Raw genomic sequence first — 17,621 nt, 5'->3', positions numbered from 1 at the left:
GGCCCCGCGTAGCCGACTACTCGAATCATCGCCGCCCGGCTACGCGAGTGTTAATGGTCGCACGGGAACCTGTCAGACTGGGGCCGTGACCCAGCGAACGGACGAATCGGACACCGCCGGAGCGGATCGGGGAACGGTCATCGGCAACGGGCTGCTCTGGCTGGCCAAGTGGTCGGTCTGCATCGTCGCCATCGCGGCCGCGGGGTGGGTGCTCAGCTTCCTGCTGGCGAAGGTGTGGGTCGCGGTGCTGCCGGTGCTGCTGGCATTGATCGTGGCGACCGTGTTGTGGCCGCCGACGCGCTGGCTCACCGGGCGCGGACTGCCCCCGGCCGCGGCGGCCGCGATCACCATGATCGGATTCCTCGGCGTGTTCGCGGGCATCGTGGCGCTGATCGTGCCGTCGGTGGTCGATCAGGTGCCGGAGCTGGCCGACCGCTCCACCGACGGCATCAACACCGTGCGCGACTGGCTGCGCGGGCCGCCGTTCAATGTCCGTGACGAGCAACTGAATTCGGCCACCGACGCGATCGTGTCACGGCTGCAATCGAGTTCGGAGCGGATCGCCTCGGGGGTGTTCAGCGGGGTCAGCACCGCGACCAACGCGCTGGTCACGCTGTTCCTGGTGCTGGTGCTGACGTTCTTCTTCGTCAAGGACGGGCCCCGGTTCGTGCCGTGGACGCGGACGCTGTTCGGGCGGCGCGGCGCGGCGCACGTCGAGGAGGTGCTCGACCGGATCTGGAGCACGCTGGGCGGATTCATCCGCACGCAGGCCGTGGTCAGCATGATCGACGCGGTGTTCATCGGGGCGGGCCTGGTGATCCTGCACGTGCCGCTGGCGCTGGTCCTCGCGGTGATCACGTTCCTGGGCGGATTCGTCCCGATGGTCGGCGCGTTCGTCGCGGGCGCGCTCGCGGTGCTGGTCGCGTTGGTGGGCAACGGTTTCACCACCGCGCTGATCGTGCTCGGCATCATCATCGCGGTGCAGCAGTTGGAGGGCAATGTGCTGCAACCGGTGTTGCAGAGCCGGAGCATGAAGCTGCACGCGGTCGTGGTGCTGCTGGCGGTGACCGCGGGCGGGTCGCTGTTCGGCATCGTGGGCGCGTTCCTGGCGGTGCCCGTGGCGGCCGTGGTCGCGGTGGTGGTGCGCTACCTCGGCGAGCAGATCGACGCGGCCACCGCGCCGCCGGAGCGGGCCGCGCCCGACCCCGCCGACGAGAGCGTGGCCGCCGACTGAGGACACCGGCGACGCGCCGCGCGAATTCCCGCACCCACCAGCGGTTTTCGATCGCCCTCGGCGTGCCTTCTTGCCCTGTCGGAGGCACCTAATATGATTCCACGGGTGTCAGCCTCGGGATCATTCGTCCATCTCCACAACCACACCGAGTACTCGATGCTCGACGGCGCGGCGAAGATCACGCCTCTGTTCAAGGAGGCCGAGCGGCTGGGCATGAGCGCGGTCGGCATGACCGACCACGGCAACATGTACGGCGCCTCGGAGTTCTACAACTCCGCCAAGAAGCAGGGCATCAAGCCCATCATCGGCATCGAGGCCTACATCGCGCCCGAGTCGCGGTTCAACACCAAGCGCGTGCAGTGGGGTGACCCCAGCCAGAAGTCCGACGACGTCTCCGGTTCCGGCGCGTACACGCACATGACGATGGTCGCCGAGAACGCGACCGGCCTGCGCAACCTGTTCAAACTGTCCTCGCTCGCATCCATCGAGGGCCAGCTGGGCAAGTGGGCGCGCATGGACGCCGACATCATCGCCCAGCACGCCGAGGGCATCATCGCCACCACCGGCTGCCCCTCGGGCGAGGTCCAGACCCGGCTGCGCCTGGGCCACGAGCGCGAGGCGCTGGAGGCCGCGGCCAAGTGGCAGGAGATCTTCGGCAAGGAGAACTTCTTCCTCGAGATCATGGACCACGGCCTGTCCATCGAGCGCCGGGTGCGCGAGGGCCTGCTCGAGGTCGGCCGCAAACTCGACATCCCGCCGCTGGCCACCAACGACTGCCACTACGTCTTCGAATCGGATTCGGCCAACCACGAGGCGCTGCTGTGCGTGCAGACCGGTAAGACGCTGTCCGATCCCACCCGCTTCAAATTCGACGGCTCCGGCTACTACCTCAAGTCCGCCGCCGAGATGCGCGCGCTGTGGGACGCGGAAGTGCCCGGCGCCTGCGACAATACGGAGCTCATCGGCGAGCGGGTGCAGTCCTACGAGGAGGTCTGGACCCACCGCGACCGGATGCCGATCTTCCCCGTCCCCGAGGGCGAGACCCAGGCCAGCTGGCTGCACAAGGAGGTCATGCGCGGGCTCGAGCGCCGCTTCCCGAACGGCGTGCCCGGCGAGTACATCGATCGCGCGAAGTACGAGCTCGACGTCATCATCCAGATGGGCTTCCCCGCCTACTTCCTCGTCGTCGGCGACCTGATCAGCCACGCCCGCTCGGTCGGCATCAGCGTCGGCCCGGGCCGCGGTTCGGCCGCCGGATCGCTGGTGGCCTACGCCATGGGCATCACGAACATCGACCCGATCCCGCACGGGCTGCTGTTCGAGCGCTTCCTCAACCCCGAGCGCGTGTCCATGCCCGATATCGATATCGATTTCGACGATCGCCGCCGCGGTGAGATGGTCCGCTACGCGACCGAGAAGTGGGGCACCGACAAGGTCGCCCAGGTGATCACCTTCGGCACCATTAAAACCAAAGCGGCGCTGAAGGATTCGGCCCGCGTGCAGTTCGGCCAGCCGGGCTTCGCGATCGCCGACCAGATCTCCAAGGCGCTGCCGCCGCCGATCATGGCCAAGGACATTCCGCTGTCGGGGATCATGGACCCCGAGCACGAGCGGTACAAGGAGGCCACCGAGGTCCGGGAGCTGATCAACACCAACCCGGACGTCGCCAAGATCTACGAGACCGCCCGCGGCCTCGAGGGCCTGATCCGCAACGCGGGCGTGCACGCGTGCGCGGTCATCATGTCCTCCGAACCGCTCATGGACGCGATCCCGCTGTGGAAGCGCGCCCAGGACGGGGCGATCATCACCGGCTGGGACTATCCGTCGTGTGAGGCCATCGGCCTGTTGAAGATGGACTTCCTGGGCCTGCGCAACCTCACCGTCATCGGGGACGCGCTGGAGAACATCAAGGCCAATCGCGGCATCGACCTCGATCTGGACACGCTGCCGCTGGCCGATCCGCCGACCTACGAATTGCTCGCGCGCGGAGACACTCTCGGCGTGTTCCAGCTCGACGGCGGCGCCATGCGCGATCTGCTGCGCCGCATGCAGCCCACCGGCTTCGAGGACATCGTCGCGGTGCTCGCGCTGTACCGCCCGGGCCCGATGGGCATGAACGCCCACAACGACTACGCCGACCGCAAGAACGGGCGGCAAGAGGTCAAGCCCATCCACCCCGAGCTCGAGGAGCCGCTGCGCGACATCCTGGCCGACACCTACGGGTTGATCGTGTACCAGGAGCAGATCATGCAGATCGCGCAGAAGGTGGCCGGGTACTCGCTCGGTCGAGCCGACATCCTGCGCCGCGCGATGGGCAAGAAGAAGGCCGAGGTGCTCGAGGCCGAGTTCGAGGGCTTCGAGAAGGGCATGCTGGAGAACGGCTTCTCCAAGCCGGCCATCAAGGCGTTGTGGGACACCATCCTTCCGTTCGCCGGATACGCGTTCAACAAATCGCACGCCGCGGGCTACGGCCTGGTGTCGTTCTGGACCGCCTACCTCAAGGCCAACTACAAGGCCGAGTACATGGCCGCGCTGCTCACCTCGGTCGGGGACGACAAGGACAAGGCCGCGGTGTACCTGGCCGACTGCCGCCGCCTCAACATCCAGGTGCTGCCGCCCGACGTCAACGAGTCCGAGCACAACTTCGCCTCGGTCGGCAACGACATCCGCTTCGGTCTGGGCGCGGTGCGCAACGTGGGCGCGAACGTGGTGGCCTCGATCATCACCGCGCGCAAGGAGAAGTCGAAGTTCACCGACTTCTCCGACTACCTCAACAAGATCGACACCGTGGCCTGCACCAAGAAGGTCACCGAATCGCTGATCAAGGCGGGCGCGTTCGACTCGCTGGGCCATCCGCGCAAGGGTCTGCTGCTGGTGCACTCCGACGCGATCGACGCGGTGATGGCCACCAAGAAGGCCGAGGCCATGGGCCAGTTCGACCTGTTCGGCGGGCTCGACGACAGCGACGAGTCGATGGCGTCGGTGTTCAATGTGAAGGTGCCCGACGAGGAATGGGACACCAAGCACAAGCTGGCGCTGGAACGGGAGATGCTGGGCCTGTACGTGTCCGGGCATCCGCTCGACGGCGTGGCGCACGTGCTGGCCGCGCAGTCCGACACCGCGATCCCGAACATCCTGGAGGGCAACCTCTCCGACGGCGCGCAGGTGACCGTCGGCGGCATCCTCGCCTCGGTCACCCGGCGCATCAACAAGAACGGAATGCCCTGGGCCTCGGCACAATTGGAGGATCTGTCCGGTGGCATCGAGGTGCTGTTCTTCCCGCAGGCGTACTCGGTCTACGGCATGGACGTCGTGGAGGACGCGGTCGTGCTGGTCAAGGCCCGCGTCTCCGCCCGCGACGACCGGATCTCGCTGATCGCCAACGATCTCGTGGTGCCGGACCTGTCGGCCATCGGGATGGAGAAGCCGCTCGCGGTCACCATGCCGACCCGCCTGTGCACCCCCGACAAGGTCGACGCCCTCAAGCGGGTCCTGCGCAGCCACCCCGGCAGCGCCGACGTCCACATCCGCCACATCGGCGCCCGCGACAAGACCACCCTGCTGAAACTCGATGCGAGCCTACGGGTTTCGCCGTCCTCGGCACTCATGGGCGACCTCAAGGCCCTGCTCGGACCGGGCTGCCTGGCGAGCTGAGCCGCTACAGCACCCACATCTCGTCGCCGAAGACCGCTCCGCTGTCGTCCACATCGGCGGAGCGGGCGTAGACGTAGGTGTACTGGCGCACCGAGACCGGGCCGGTGCAATCGTTCACGGACAGGCGGAAGTCCCGCACGACGATCTGCACGGTATGGCCCGGGGCCATCTCCTTCTCGCCGAGCGGGATCTCCTTGACCTCCCCCGGATTCACCTTCAGATCCAGGGTGGGACGCATCTGGGCCTGAATCTGCGGCAACCCGTCGGGTCCGGGCGGCCCGCTCAAGGTGATGTCCGGGGTGACGTTCGCGATGCCGCCATCGATATCGATCGCGCAGGCAACGTGGTACCCGGTCTTCAACACCCCGGTGGCGGGCCCGTTGATCCGCCCGTAGGCGACGCCACTGAGCAGCGCCTCCCGGGTCGGGTGCACAAGATTCGCCGAGATGTGCCGGTCGATGGTCGCGAACCGAGAGCCGACGGTGAAACTGCCGAACGCCGAGGCAAAGGTCATCTCGTGCGGTGCCGTCTCCTCACTCTCGGCCCGCGCGAAGGGCGCGCAACACACGACGACCCCGGTCACGACCGCCCACACCCGCCACAGACCAGACCTCATGGTCGGAAAGATTAGTAGCCGATCGCTATTCGGCCATAGCGGACACGCTAGCGAGGCGGTGCGGAGCTTGCTCGTACCACCAGGGTCGGCACCACGGGTGGCGGGGCAGGCGCGGGGTCGTCGGCCTCGAGCAGTTGCAGCAGCAGGCGCATGCTGCGGCGGCCTACCTCGTCGAAGTCCTGGCGCACGGTTGTCAGCGGCGGCGACAGGTAGGCGGCCTCGGGGATGTCGTCGAAGCCGACCACCGACACCCGGTCGGGGACCGCGATCCCGCGCTCGGCGTAGGCGCGCAGCAGGCCGAGGGCCATCTGGTCGTTGGCCGCGAAAACGGCTGTGACATCCGGGTTTTCGGCCAGCACGCGGCCCGCCTCGTAGCCGGAACGGGCGCTCCAGTCGCCGAACACGGGTTCGGGGACGGGCGCGCCCGCCGCGGTGAGCGTGCGTCGCCAGCCCTCGCGGCGGTCGCGCGCCTCCCACCAGCCCTCGGGTCCGGCCAGGTGCCAGACGGTCTCGTGACCGAGGTCGAGCAGATGCCGCACGGCCAAGCGGGTGCCCTCGAACTGGTCCACCGAGGCCGAGGGCAGGCCGACCTCCTGACCCGCCTCGACCACCACCGCGGCCACGGGTGTGGGCAGACTGTGCAGGGCGGTGGCGGCGGCCTGCTGGGGCGCGATCACGATGACGCCGTCCACGCCCTGATCGGTGAGCGTGTTCACCGCGGCCAGCACGCCCTCGCGGTCGACCCGCTCCAGCGTGACGATGCCGACCCCGTAACCCGCTGCGCGCGCGGCCCTTTCGATGCCCAGCAGCATGCACGCGGGGCCGTAGAGGATGGTGTCGAAGGTGACCACGCCGAGCACCTTCGAGCGGCGGCTGACCAGGCCGCGGGCCATGGCGTTGGGGCGGTAGCCGAGTTCGGCCACCGCGGCGAGCACGCGCTCGCGCGTCTCGGGTCGTACCTGCGGGCTGTCGTTGAGCACCCGCGACACGGTCTGATGCGAAACCCCCGCGAGTTTCGCCACGTCCGTCATCACCGCCGGTCGTCGTCTGTCCGTCACATCCCGCCTTCCGTTCCCGCTCCCAGATTAGCCTTGCCCGGCGGTCGCCCGGCGGCGGCGAAGGGGCCGCGGAGCGGAACGACCTGTCGCGCAACGGGTTACGGCCGGTGTGCCAGGACCGCGACCAGGGTGACCGCGACGTGGTGATCGCCCGCGGCGATCCCGGCGTCCAGTCCGGCGAGGAAACGCTCGCGCTGGGCCGCGTCGATCACGCCCGCGGCCACCGCGCGGCGGCTCAATTCTGCGTAGGGCGGGCGGAATTGGTCGGGTTCCCAGACCCCGGCCGCCGCGGTGACCCCGTCCACCACGCAGCCCGCCGCGGCGAGCAGCCCGCGCAATCGGCGGCCGGCGGCCGGGTTGGGGATCCCGGCGAGCAGGAAGTCGTGCAGGGCGGTCAGGATCATCGGATCGGCGGGATGGACGATCGCGGTGTGCCAGTCGGTGTCGATCAGCACGACCCGCCCGCCGGGGCGCAGCACGCGGATGATCTCGGCGGTCGCCCGGCGCGGATCCTCGAGGTGCTGGTAGACGCGTTCACAGCGCACGGCGTCGAAGGAGTGGTCCGGGAACGGCAGGCGATAGGCCGAGCCGGGGACGAATGACACCGCGGCCCCGGCCGCGCGGGCGCGGGCGAGTTCGATCATGCCCGGGTTGGGGTCCACGCCGACGGCCGTGCCGGTCGGGCCGACGCGGGCGGCCGCGGCCAGCACCTCGGTGCCGGTGCCGCTGCCGACGTCGAGGACGCGCTCACCGGGCCGCGGGTCCAGCGCCGCGTGCGACCAGTCGCGCAGCTGCCGGATGCCGGGGACGTGGTCCTGCACGTCGAGCAGCCACACCTGTTCGTCGAGGCGGCCGGTGTCGGCGCTCGCGTGGAAGCTCAGGGCGTGCTCGGACATGGTTTCGAGTGCTCGCCGAAGGGATTGCGCGGGAGTGTCGTTACCTCGCGCGCCCGGCCGCGACGATCCAGCGCAGGGCCGCGACCAGGGTCGCCGACAGGACGGCCACCTGGGCGGATCCGGTGACCAACAGCAGGACCAGGCAGGTCAGCAGCGCGAGGGCGAGGGCCTCGAGCTTGTAGACGGGCCACGCCGATCCGGCGATATCGACGCTCGCCGTCCGGGAAGTGGGGTTGACCGCTGCCATATGGTCAGGGTACTCGGATCCCGGAGTTCGGCAAGACGAACTTTTCCGCCGGAGCAGCCGGGAATAGTCGGCCCGTTGCCGGGAATTGTCTGGAACATGCCACTCACCGGAGAGTATGAGCCCAGCCCCGCGAGCTGGGCGCGCGAACACGCCGAGAAGTACGAGTCCAGCAACGGCGCCGAGGGCGACACCATGCAGGGCAAGCCGATCATCCTGCTCACCACCAAGGGCGCGAAGACCGGCAAGCTGCGCAAGACCCCGCTCATGCGCGTCGAGCACGACGGGGAGTACGCCGTGGTCGCCTCGCTCGGCGGCGCGCCGAAGCATCCCGTCTGGTACCACAACATCAAGGCCCACCCGCACGTCGAGCTGCGCGACAAGGACGTGGTCAAGGACTACACCGCGCGCGAGGTGACCGGTGACGAGAAGGCCGTGTGGTGGGAGCGGGCGGTCGAGGCGTGGCCCGATTACGCCGAGTACCAGAAGAAGACCGACCGGGAGATTCCGGTCTTCGTGCTCACCCCGCGGTAGGACGCCATGCGGGCGGGGAGGCGATCGGCCTCCCCGATAGCATGATCCGGTGTCCGAACCGCTTGAAGTCGCAGAGAAGGTGTCCGGTCCGTTGCCCGAGTTGAGCGCGGACGCGATCGATGCTGCCGCCGAGCGAATTTCGGAGATCATCGAGCCGACGCCGCTGCAACGGATCGAGCGGTTGTCGGCTCTCACGGGCGCCGAGGTCTATGTCAAGCGCGAGGATCTCACCGCGGTGCGGTCCTACAAGCTGCGCGGCGCCTACAACCTCATCGTGCAGTTGACCGCCGCCGAGCGGGCCGCCGGGGTGGTGACCGCGAGCGCGGGCAATCACGCGCAGGGCGTGGCGTTCGCGTGCCGGGCGATGGGGATCAAGGGCCGCATCTACGTTCCGACGACCACGCCCAAGCAGAAGCGCGACCGCATCCGCGCGCACGGCGGTGAGTTCGTGCAGCTCATCGCGACCGGCGACACCTACGACGCGGCGGCCGCCGCGGCCTACGAGGACGTCGCCCGCACGGGCGCGACGATGGTTCCGCCCTTCGACGATCCGCGCACCGCGGCCGGGCAGGGGACGATCGCGGCGGAGTTCCTCGAGCAGCTCGGCCACTCCCCCGATCTGGTCATCGTGCCGGTCGGCGGCGGGGGCTGCCTGGCCGGGATCGCGACGTACCTGCGCGAGAGGTCGCCCGGCACGGCCATTCTCGGCGTGGAGCCCGCCGGGGCCGCGTCGATGACGGCCGCGCTGGTGGCCGGCGGCCCGGTGACGCTGCCGGAGATCGATCCGTTCGTGGACGGCGCGGCGGTCCGTCGCATCGGCGACCTGCCCTACTCGATGGTCGCCAAATTCGGCGGCCGCGCCATCTCGCACGCCTCCCTCCCCCTCCTGACCGCCACCGAAATGCCCAGGGGCACAGCCTCTTTCCGCATCTCCCAGGTCGACGAGGGCGCCATCTGCACCACGATGCTCGAGCTCTACCAGAACGAGGGCATCATCGCCGAACCCGCCGGGGCCCTCGCGGTCGCCGCCCTCCCCCACGCCACCATCACCCCCGGCTCGACGGTCGTCTGCCTCATCTCCGGCGGCAACAACGACGTCTCCCGCTACGGCGAGATCATCGAACGCTCCCTCGTCCACCAGGGCCTCAAGCATTACTTCCTGGTCGACTTCCCCCAGGAACCCGGCGCCCTCCGCCGCTTCCTGGACGAGGTCCTCGGCCCCGAGGACGACGTCACCCTGTTCGAGTACGTCAAACGCAACAACCGCGAAACCGGCGCCGCCCTGGTCGGCATCGAACTGGGCTCCCCGGACGGTCTGGATCCGCTGCTGAAGCGGATGCACGATTCGCCGATTCAGTGCGAGCGGTTGGACCCGGATTCGCCTGCTTATCGGTATCTCACGTAGGGGACCCTGCCCCGGCGCCCTAGGGGGCGCCGGGGCAGGGACATGGGGAGAGGCGCGCCCTCGAAAGACATTGACGCTGGGCCTTTTTCGCGAAGGGGCTCCGACGCCCCGCCCGAGTGGGCATTCCCTTTGCCCTGCCCAGTGGGGGCCTCCTCTGAACCCCGAGGCGGCCTCCTCTGTACCCCCGTGGGGGCCTCCTCTGAACCCCGAGGCGGCCTCCTCTGTACCCCCGTGGGGGCCTCTTCTGAATCCCGAGGCGGCCTCCTCTGTAGCCCAAGACGGCCACCTCTGTAGCCCAAGGCGGCCACCTCTGTAGCCCAAGGCGGCCACCTCTGAACCCCGTGGCGGCCACCTCTGAACCCCGTGGCGGCCACCTCTGAACCCCGTGGCGGCCACCTCTGAACCCCGTGGCGGCCACCTCTGTAGCCCGAGACGGCCACCTCTGTAGCCCGAGACGGCCTCCTCTATAGCCCGGGGGGCCTCTCCATGTACCCCGCCCGAGCGGAGCGAGGGCGGGGTCAGGCGGCTTTGGGGAGGGGGCGGGAGGTGGGGCTGGGGGTGTGGGCGCAGTGGACTGCGAGGGGTAGTACCCAAGTGGCGGCTAGTTGGTCCCAGGCGAATTTGTTGAGGGTGAGGCGGTTGTGGACGTAGGCGACGGAGAGGCCCTGGGTGGGGTCGGTCCAGCCGAAGGAGCCGCCCAGGCCGATGTGGCCGAAGCCGGTGGGGGCGCCGGGGACGGGGAGGGAGTGGTAGCCCAGGTGCCAGAGCATGGGGAGGTAGAACAGGGCGTGGTCCAGGTGGTAGGTCTGGATCTTGGTGAGGGCGCGGACCGTTCGGGGGGAGAGGTAGGGGCGGCCGTCGGGGGTGGTGCCGCAGGCGATGGCGTTGTACATGCGGGCCAGGGCCTCGGCGGTGCAGACGCCGTTGGCGGCGGCCATCTCCGCGGCGAGGATGGGCGGCTCGTCGCCCTCGAGCATGGCCTCGAGGCCGGGGATGAACAGGGCCCGGGTGACCGCGCCCGCCGCGCCGGGGACGCTGGAGAGGCGACCCAGGAGCAGCGAGCCCAAGGCCGAACCCGCCAGGGCCAGACGCGAACCCGACAGCGACGCGACCGCGGTGGACGCCCCGGCGGGCGGCAGGCCCAGGTACAGGCCGTCGATGCCGAGGGGCTCGGTGACCTCCGTGCGGAACAGCTCGCTCATATCGCGCCCGGTGACCGATCGCGCGAGCCCGGACATCAACCACCCGAACGTCAACGCGTGATAGGTCGGAACCCCCAGCAGCCGATCGGGTTTCGCCGCGGCCAGCCGCTGTTCCATCAGACGATGGTCGAGCACCTCGTCCATCGCGGTCGCGACGAGCCCGAGCCCGGACAGCCCGGCACGATGGGTCAGCAACTGCCGCACCGTGATTCGGTCCTTGCCCTCGACCCCGAATTCGGGCCAGTACTCCGCGACCGGCGCGTCGTAATCGATGAGACCGCGATCGGCGAGCCGATGGATGACCGTCGCGGCCACGCCCTTCGTCGCCGAGAACACGAGGGCCCCGGTATCGCGCGTCCACGGCATCCCCGCCGACGCCTCCCCTGTCCAGACCTCGACCAGCGGCTCCCCGTACCGGTGCACCGACAGCGCCCCGCCCGCACCCCGCCGATTGCCGACCAATCGGGAGAACGCCCGAACCAGCGGTTCGAATTCGGCGGCGGCGTGTCCGCCCACATCGGCGGGCAGACGCCCGCGACCGGTAACTGAAGCCTCGTTGCTCACCTTCTCACGGTACTGGCGAACAATAGCGGTCGGCAATGACCTTGGCCCACTGGTGATTTCCCCACCACCGGCCCCGCTCGCGCCGCCGAACCCACCGCAATGGACCTGACCTGCGAAGATTCGGACAAATCCCCCCGCCGCGCCACCCCGAAACCCCACCCCGCACCCCCTCCCGTGTATACGCTGGGTTATGCGATCGTTGCGATCAGTGGCCGTCGTGGTGTTCCTGCTGACCCTGGTAGCGGGCTGCTCGTCGTCGAAGACGCCCCAGGCGACCCCGACCACCGCCACCGACCAGGCAGTGCTCGGCGACTGGCACGGCACCCTCCCGCTGCCGAACCACGAACTGCCGTTCGGCGTGACCTTCGTCGCCGGCGGCGCCACCGTCTCCATCCCCGAACAGGGCATCCTCGACAAACCCGCCGCCCAGGTCACCACCGCCCAGGACAACGTCGGCTTCACCGTCCCGGACCTGCCCGGCCTGCCGACCTACCACGGCCGCCTCGACAACGACACGATCACCGGCACCTTCAGCCAGTCCGGCCACGATCTCCCGCTCACCCTGACCCGCGGCAAGGTCCCCGCCCCCCCGCGCCCCCAGGAACCGAAGCCCCCGTTCCCGTACAAATCCGAGGACGTGACCTTCCCCAGCGGCACGATCACCGTCGCGGGCACCCTCACCCTGCCCGACTCCCCCGGCCCGCATCCCGCGGTCATCCTGATCAGCGGCAGCGGCGCCCAGGACCGCGACGAACAGATCCTCGGTCACAAGCCGTTCCTGCTGCTGGCCAACACCCTCACCAAGGCCGGATACGCCGTGCTGCGCACCGACGATCGCGGCGTCGGCGGCACCGGCGGCGACCTCGCCCACGCCGACTACCGCGATCTGTCCGGCGATGTGGCCGCCGGAATCGACTTCCTGCGCGGCCGCCCCGAGATCGACCGCAACCGCATCGGCCTGCTCGGCCACAGCGAGGGCGGCTATCTCGCTCCGCTGGTCGCCGAACGTCCGGACAGCGGCGTGGCCTTCGTGATCATGCTCGCGGGCCCGGCGGTCCCCGGCGACGAGGTCCTGATGGAACAGAACCGCGCTATGCTCACCGCCTCCGGCGCGACCCCCGAGGAACTGCGCAAGCAGGTCGAATTCATCGGCACCCTCACCACATTGGTGCGCGCGGGCGATCCGGAGCAGACCCGCCAATACCTCGAGGGCCACAACGCCACGCTGCCTCCCGAGCAACAGGCCAGCCCCGGCGCCATCACCGACTACACCTCGCCGAACTTCGGCGCGCTGGTCACCTACGACCCGGCTCCCGCGCTGCGGGCGCTGCGGGTGCCGGTGCTCGCGCTCTACGGCACCAAGGATCTCCAGGTGCTCGCCGCCCAGAACGCCCCCGCGGCGCAGGCGAATCTGGCCGGGGACCCCGACGTCGACGTGCACGTCGTCGACGGCGTGAACCACCTCATGCAGCCCGCGAACACCGGCCTGCCCAGCGAGTACGCGGGCATCGAGACCACCGTGGACCCGCGGGTGCTGGACTATGTGACCGGCTGGCTCACAGCGCGAGTTCCGCCCGCCCACTGACGGATTCGAGCACGGCGAACGAGTGCGCGGGCAACGCCGTGCCCGTGGGCGTCACCGTCACCTCACCCCAGGCCGCCAGGATCTCGCCGATCTGCGGCAGCGTGACGGGTTCGTCGGCCAGGTTGCACAGCAGGTGGATTCGGTTGCGGTGCACGATGATCCAGCGCCGCTCCTCGTCGTAGTCCACCGCCACCCGGGGCAGCCAGGGATCGGTGACGTCGGGATGGGCGCGCCGCAGCCGCAGCAGCGTCCGATAGCAGTCGAGCAGCGAGGACCGTTCGATCGGTTCGCGCCAATCCAGTTTGGAGCGTTGGAATGTCGCGGGATCCTGCGGGTCGGGGATGTCGGCGGCGGGCCACCCGTGTTCGGCGAATTCGGCCTTGCGGCCCTCGCCCACGGCAGCGGCCAGCTCGGGTTCGGGGTGGGAGGTGAAGAACAGGAACGGGGTTCGCGCGCCCCACTCCTCGCCCATGAACAGCATCGGCGTGTAGGGCGACAGCAGCACCAGCGCCGCCTTGATCGCCAGCTGTCCCTCGGTGAGGTACGCGGCGGGCCGGTCGCCGAGCGCCCGGTTGCCGATCTGGTCGTGGTCGCAGGTGTAGGCGAGCAGCGAACTGCCCGGTACCACAGCGGTGTTCAGCGGCCGGCCGTGGACGCGGCCGCGGAAACTCGAGTACGTCCCGGCGTGGAAGTATCCGCGCCGCAGCGTGTCGGCCAGGCAGCGCAGCGAGCCGAAATCGGCGTAGTAGCCCTGTCTTTCGCCCGAGACGGCGGCGTGCACGGCGTGGTGGACGTCGTCGTTCCACTGGGCGTCGAGCCCGTAGCCGCCGCCCGCGCGGGGGGTGATCAGGCGGGGGTCGTTGAGGTCGCTCTCCGCGATGAGCGTGAGCGGGCGGCCCAGATGCGCTGCGAGCGTTCGGGTTTCGATCGCGAGTTGTTCGAGCAGGTGAACCGCCCGGTGGTCGACCAGGGCGTGCACCGCGTCCAGGCGCAGGGCGTCGATGTGGAACTCCTCGAACCAGCGCAGCGCGTTGTCGATGACGAATCGGCGCACCGTATCCGATTGCGGGCCATCAAGATTCAGGCTCTGGCCCCAGGTGTTGCGGCCCTCGCTGAGGTACGGCCCGAAGCGGGGCAGATAGTTGCCGGACGGGCCGAGGTGGTTGTAGACCACGTCGAGCGCGACCGCCAGACCCTTGGCGTGGCAGGCGTTCACGAAGCGCTGCAACGCGTCCGGGCCGCCGTACGCCTCGTGCACGGCGTACCAGAGCACCCCGTCGTAACCCCAGTTGTGCACGCCGTTGAACGCGTTGACCGGCATCAGCTCGACCGTGGTGACGCCCAGATCGACCAGGTGGTCCAGCCGTTCGACGGCCGCGTCCAGCGTGCCCTCGGGGGTGAACGTCCCGATGTGCAGTTCGTAGAGCACCGATCCGGCCAGCTGCCGTCCGGTCCACCCGCCGTCGGTCCACTTCCCCGGATCGAGGGTGTGCAGCGCCGAGCGCCCGTGCACCCCGTCGGGCTGCCGCGCCGACCGCGGATCGGGCAGCACGGCCGGATCGTCGTCGAGCAGATACCCGTAGCGCGCCCCGTCGCCCGCCGCGAGTTCGGCTCGCCACCAACCCCGCTCGTCCCCCGCCATGGCGTGAACGTCGCCGTCCACCTCGATCCGCACCCGCCGCGCCCGCGGCGCCCATACCTCGAACAAGGTCACCGCACCAGCATGGCATCCGGGGGGACGGTGCGCGCTACTCGCGCCCCGGTGCAGGTACCGCCCCCTCGGGCTTCGTCTCTCGCGCCCCGGGTCCGGAATGGGCCATGGGCTTCACCCACTAGCGCCCCCGAGTCCAGGTCGGCCCCATGGGCTTCGCCCACTCGCGGCCCGGTCCGGAATCGGCCCATGGATTCGCCACTCTCCCCCCGGTCCGGAATCGGCCCACGGGATTCGCCTACTCGCGCCCGCGGTCCAGCAGATGGCGCAACTGCTCGAAGTAGGGCAGGCGGGAGCTGTCGAGCCGGACCTTGCCCGCTTCGACCAGGACGGCGAGGGCCTCGGCCTTGCGGGGGCAGTCGTCGGCGTTGCAGCGCCGGTGTTCCTGCCAGATCAGGTGGGCGGTATCGAGGGTGAGCACGCCCGCGCTCGCGTGGCGGTTCATGACGCCTCCGCCATCCGCGCGCTCCGGCGCGCCGCGCGCCGACCCTGATTCGCGCCCGCGCAGAACGCGCAGATCTTGGTGAAACGCCGTACTCTCGAATCCCGTCGAGACCGCCCGAAACGTTGCGCCCCGGACTCTTCCGATGGACTCATCGTCAACCGCCTCTTGCCGCCGCTAATCTTGGGCATTCGGTACATCCGGAACATCCGACCGTTCGGTCAGCCCGAATCGAGACCTGCTCTTCACACCGAATGCACGTGCAATTGTGCTTGCAGGTGTGCTTGTTCCTGTAGCGTTGCGGTGTTGCCAATAGTTGCCATGGCGACGCAACGGGCGGTGGAAGTTGTTGTACTGAAACGGATTGTTGGCGGTATGAACGACTGGCAGGCATTCGGTGGAGAGTTGCGGCGGCTGCGCCTGCAACAGGACAGGTCGCTACGCAGCCTGGCCAAGAGCATTCGCTACGACGCGGGCGCGTTGTCGCGCATCGAGAACGGGTTGCGCAGACCCCCGGTGCAGATCGCGCAGGACCTCGACGCGGAGCTGAATGCCGGGGGCTCGCTGGTGGCCCTCGCCAACGAGTGCGGCGCGCTCGCGCCCGACGGCATCAGCGCGGCGGCCGCCCGCTCGCTCGCCTTCGCGGACTGGGCGACCGGCGACGACGCGGACCAATTGAGCGTCGACAGCATCTATTACGAGCTCTCCCGGATCGCCACCAGCTATGTGCACGCCGCGCCGCAACCGTTGTTCACCGAACTCCAGTTGCTGCGCGATCAGGTGTGGCAGCTGCTGCGCCGCGGCCCGGCCCCCGAGCGCGCCCGCGAACTGATGTTCCTCGGCGGGGTGGCCATCGTGCTGCTGGCGCAGGTGACCGACAATCTGGGCAATTCGATCGCCGCCATGCAGCACGCCCTCGCCGCCGAACGCCTGGCCCAGCGCGCCCGGCACAACGCGCTGCTGGGCTGGGCCGTCGGGGCGAAGGGGCTCATCGCCGAGTGGAGCGGGAACCCCTCGCGCGCAATCGAATTCGCCCGCCAGGGCGCGGCGGTCGCACCGCCCGGCGAACAGCGGATCCGGCTCGCCGCCCTGGAGGCCCGGTGCGCGGCCCGGCTCGGTCGCGCCGAGGAGGCCCGCGCCGCGGTGGGCCGGGCCCTCGCCGCGGCGGAACAGGCGGGAACCACCGACGACGTCACCGAATTCGGTGGGGTGCTGCGGTTCTCGACGACGAAGGCGGCCTACTACGCGGGCAGCGCCTTCCGGCTCATCGGCGACCACGACGAGGCCGAGCGCTGGGCCGACGAGGCCATCACCGCCTACCGCTGTGGCCCGAGCCACGAACGCAGTTATGGTGACGAGGCATTGGCCCGCATGGACGTGGCCATTGCCCGGATCTCCCGCGGCGCCGTCGACGGCGCGAGCGAGATCCTGGGCCCGGTCCTGGCGCTGCCGCCGGGGCAGCGTATCCGACCGGTGCTCGAGGGTATGCGCCAAGTGGACGCGCATCTGCGCGGCCTGCCCGGCTCCGGGCGCCGACTTCGTGACGAAATCTCCGACTTCAGAACTCCCGAGACATGGACACAGCACTGACCGGTCGCTTCGCCGACCCGATTCTCGACCTCGCCTGCCGCAGTGTGGGTTTGACCGCGCGCTCGGCCCGGCTGCTGCACGCGCACTCCAATACCGTCTACGTCCTGGACCGCGAACGGGTGGTGGTCCGGATCAGCTGTTCGAGCGATCACGGGCTGCGCGCGCGGTCCTCGCTCGCCATCACCCGCTGGCTGGCCGATCGCGGCCTCGCGGTCACCGAACCCGTGGTGGACGAGGCGATCGAGATCGACGGCGCCACCGTCACGTTCTGGCGCTACTACCCGCAGCCCGACGGAAACCGCCCGCCCGCACGGGAACTCGGCGCGATCCTGCGCGATCTGCACGGGCTGGGCGATCCGCCGTTCGAGTTGCCGCGCTACCAGCCGCTGGCCGGGCTGGGGCAGGTGCTCGAGGCGGCGCCCGACGTGTTGCCCGATTCGGATCGGCGATGGCTCGCCGAACGGCGGCGCACGCTCGTCGACCGCTACGAGCGGCTGCCCTCGCGCCTGGGCGTGGGCATGGTGCACGGCGACGCGTACCCGGGCAACACGCTGTGGGACGAGGGGCGGGCGCTGCTCGGCGACTGGGACGAGGTCGCGATCGCGCCCCGGGAACTGGACCTGGTCAACATCTATCAGGGCGGGGTGCGGTTCGGCCGTTCGGCCACCGAACTGCACGAGTTCGGCCTGGCCTACGGCTGGGACGTCCGCGAGTGGCCCGGCTTCGAGGTCCTGCGCGAGATCCGCGACCTGCACACCCTCACCTCCTACATCCGCCGCGCCGAGGCCGGCGACCCAGCGGCCGGAGCCGAACTACGCCACCGCACCCGCAGCCTCCGCGACCCCCGCAGCGGAGACGGCCGCTGGCACGCGGTGGCGTAAGCCGA

General features: G+C 69.7%; 14 protein-coding genes. 7 read left to right on the top strand and 7 right to left on the bottom strand.

Annotated features, from left to right (window positions below):
* Positions 1-85 precede the first annotated feature (85 nt).
* Together ACFYTQ_RS17365 and dnaE are read left to right on the top strand one after the other, a co-directional pair.
* Positions 86-1,234 (top strand): AI-2E family transporter, encoded by a 1,149-nt coding sequence (locus ACFYTQ_RS17365; RefSeq protein ID WP_387361755.1) that lies wholly within the window; start codon positions 86-88, stop codon positions 1,232-1,234.
* Between the two features lie 105 nt (positions 1,235-1,339).
* Positions 1,340-4,888 carry a DNA polymerase III subunit alpha gene (gene dnaE, locus ACFYTQ_RS17360; RefSeq protein WP_387361753.1) on the top strand — a complete coding sequence of 1,183 codons (3,549 nt, stop codon included), beginning with the start codon at positions 1,340-1,342 and terminating at the stop codon, positions 4,886-4,888.
* A gap of 4 nt (positions 4,889-4,892) precedes the next feature.
* Here the strand turns inward: dnaE and ACFYTQ_RS17355 are convergent, their stop codons facing one another.
* The 4 genes from ACFYTQ_RS17355 to ACFYTQ_RS17340 all read right to left on the bottom strand — a co-directional run bounded on the left by ACFYTQ_RS17355 (position 4,893) and on the right by ACFYTQ_RS17340 (position 7,705).
* Entirely contained in the window at positions 4,893-5,504 is a 612-nt protein-coding gene (locus ACFYTQ_RS17355) for an MspA family porin (protein ID WP_387361751.1), read from the bottom strand.
* 47 nt (positions 5,505-5,551) lie between these two features.
* Complete coding sequence (locus ACFYTQ_RS17350) at positions 5,552-6,562, bottom strand: LacI family DNA-binding transcriptional regulator (RefSeq protein WP_387361749.1); 1,011 nt, start codon at positions 6,560-6,562, stop codon at positions 5,552-5,554.
* Between the two features lie 98 nt (positions 6,563-6,660).
* Complete coding sequence (locus ACFYTQ_RS17345; protein ID WP_387361748.1) at positions 6,661-7,458, bottom strand: methyltransferase domain-containing protein; 798 nt, start codon at positions 7,456-7,458, stop codon at positions 6,661-6,663.
* A 40-nt stretch (positions 7,459-7,498) separates the two neighbouring features.
* Positions 7,499-7,705, bottom strand: a complete 207-nt coding sequence (locus ACFYTQ_RS17340) for a hypothetical protein (protein ID WP_387361746.1) — start codon at positions 7,703-7,705, stop codon at positions 7,499-7,501.
* Positions 7,706-7,801: 96 nt separating this feature from the next.
* Between ACFYTQ_RS17340 and ACFYTQ_RS17335 the strand changes: the two genes are divergently transcribed.
* Positions 7,802-8,236 (top strand): nitroreductase family deazaflavin-dependent oxidoreductase, encoded by a 435-nt coding sequence (locus ACFYTQ_RS17335; protein WP_387361744.1) that lies wholly within the window; start codon positions 7,802-7,804, stop codon positions 8,234-8,236.
* A 49-nt stretch (positions 8,237-8,285) separates the two neighbouring features.
* Entirely contained in the window at positions 8,286-9,641 is a 1,356-nt protein-coding gene (ilvA, locus tag ACFYTQ_RS17330) for a threonine ammonia-lyase IlvA (protein ID WP_387361743.1), read from the top strand.
* A gap of 518 nt (positions 9,642-10,159) precedes the next feature.
* On the opposite strand, the gene ACFYTQ_RS17325 is transcribed toward ilvA, so the two are convergent.
* Positions 10,160-11,407, bottom strand: a complete 1,248-nt coding sequence (locus ACFYTQ_RS17325; protein ID WP_387361741.1) for a serine hydrolase domain-containing protein — start codon at positions 11,405-11,407, stop codon at positions 10,160-10,162.
* Positions 11,408-11,597: 190 nt separating this feature from the next.
* On the opposite strand from ACFYTQ_RS17325, the gene ACFYTQ_RS17320 reads away from it, so the two are divergent.
* The gene (locus tag ACFYTQ_RS17320) at positions 11,598-12,992 is read left to right on the top strand and encodes an alpha/beta hydrolase family protein (RefSeq protein WP_387361739.1); all 1,395 of its coding nucleotides are present in this window, start codon (positions 11,598-11,600) and stop codon (positions 12,990-12,992) included.
* On the opposite strand, the gene treZ is transcribed toward ACFYTQ_RS17320, so the two are convergent.
* Together treZ and ACFYTQ_RS17310 are read right to left on the bottom strand one after the other, a co-directional pair.
* Positions 12,964-14,706, bottom strand: a complete 1,743-nt coding sequence (treZ, locus tag ACFYTQ_RS17315) for a malto-oligosyltrehalose trehalohydrolase (RefSeq protein ID WP_387361737.1) — start codon at positions 14,704-14,706, stop codon at positions 12,964-12,966. The two genes, ACFYTQ_RS17320 and treZ, sit on opposite strands and share 29 nt — an antisense overlap.
* Positions 14,707-14,941: 235 nt before the next feature.
* A complete protein-coding gene (locus ACFYTQ_RS17310) occupies positions 14,942-15,148 on the bottom strand; it encodes a hypothetical protein (RefSeq protein WP_387361735.1) in 207 nt (68 codons plus the stop codon).
* A gap of 372 nt (positions 15,149-15,520) precedes the next feature.
* Between ACFYTQ_RS17310 and ACFYTQ_RS17305 the strand changes: the two genes are divergently transcribed.
* Both ACFYTQ_RS17305 and ACFYTQ_RS17300 read left to right on the top strand, forming a co-directional pair.
* Entirely contained in the window at positions 15,521-16,735 is a 1,215-nt protein-coding gene (locus ACFYTQ_RS17305) for a helix-turn-helix domain-containing protein (protein ID WP_387361733.1), read from the top strand.
* Complete coding sequence (locus tag ACFYTQ_RS17300; RefSeq protein WP_387361731.1) at positions 16,720-17,616, top strand: phosphotransferase enzyme family protein; 897 nt, start codon at positions 16,720-16,722, stop codon at positions 17,614-17,616. The genes ACFYTQ_RS17305 and ACFYTQ_RS17300 overlap by 16 nt, the downstream gene beginning before the upstream one ends.
* The last annotated feature ends 5 nt before the right edge of the window (positions 17,617-17,621 follow it).

The sequence above is a fragment of the Nocardia sp. NPDC004068 genome (assembly GCF_042874315.1).
Lineage (GTDB): Bacteria > Actinomycetota > Actinomycetes > Mycobacteriales > Mycobacteriaceae > Nocardia.
The sequence above is the reverse complement of the archived record's forward strand: the minus strand, read 5'-3'. Positions and strand labels throughout refer to the sequence as shown.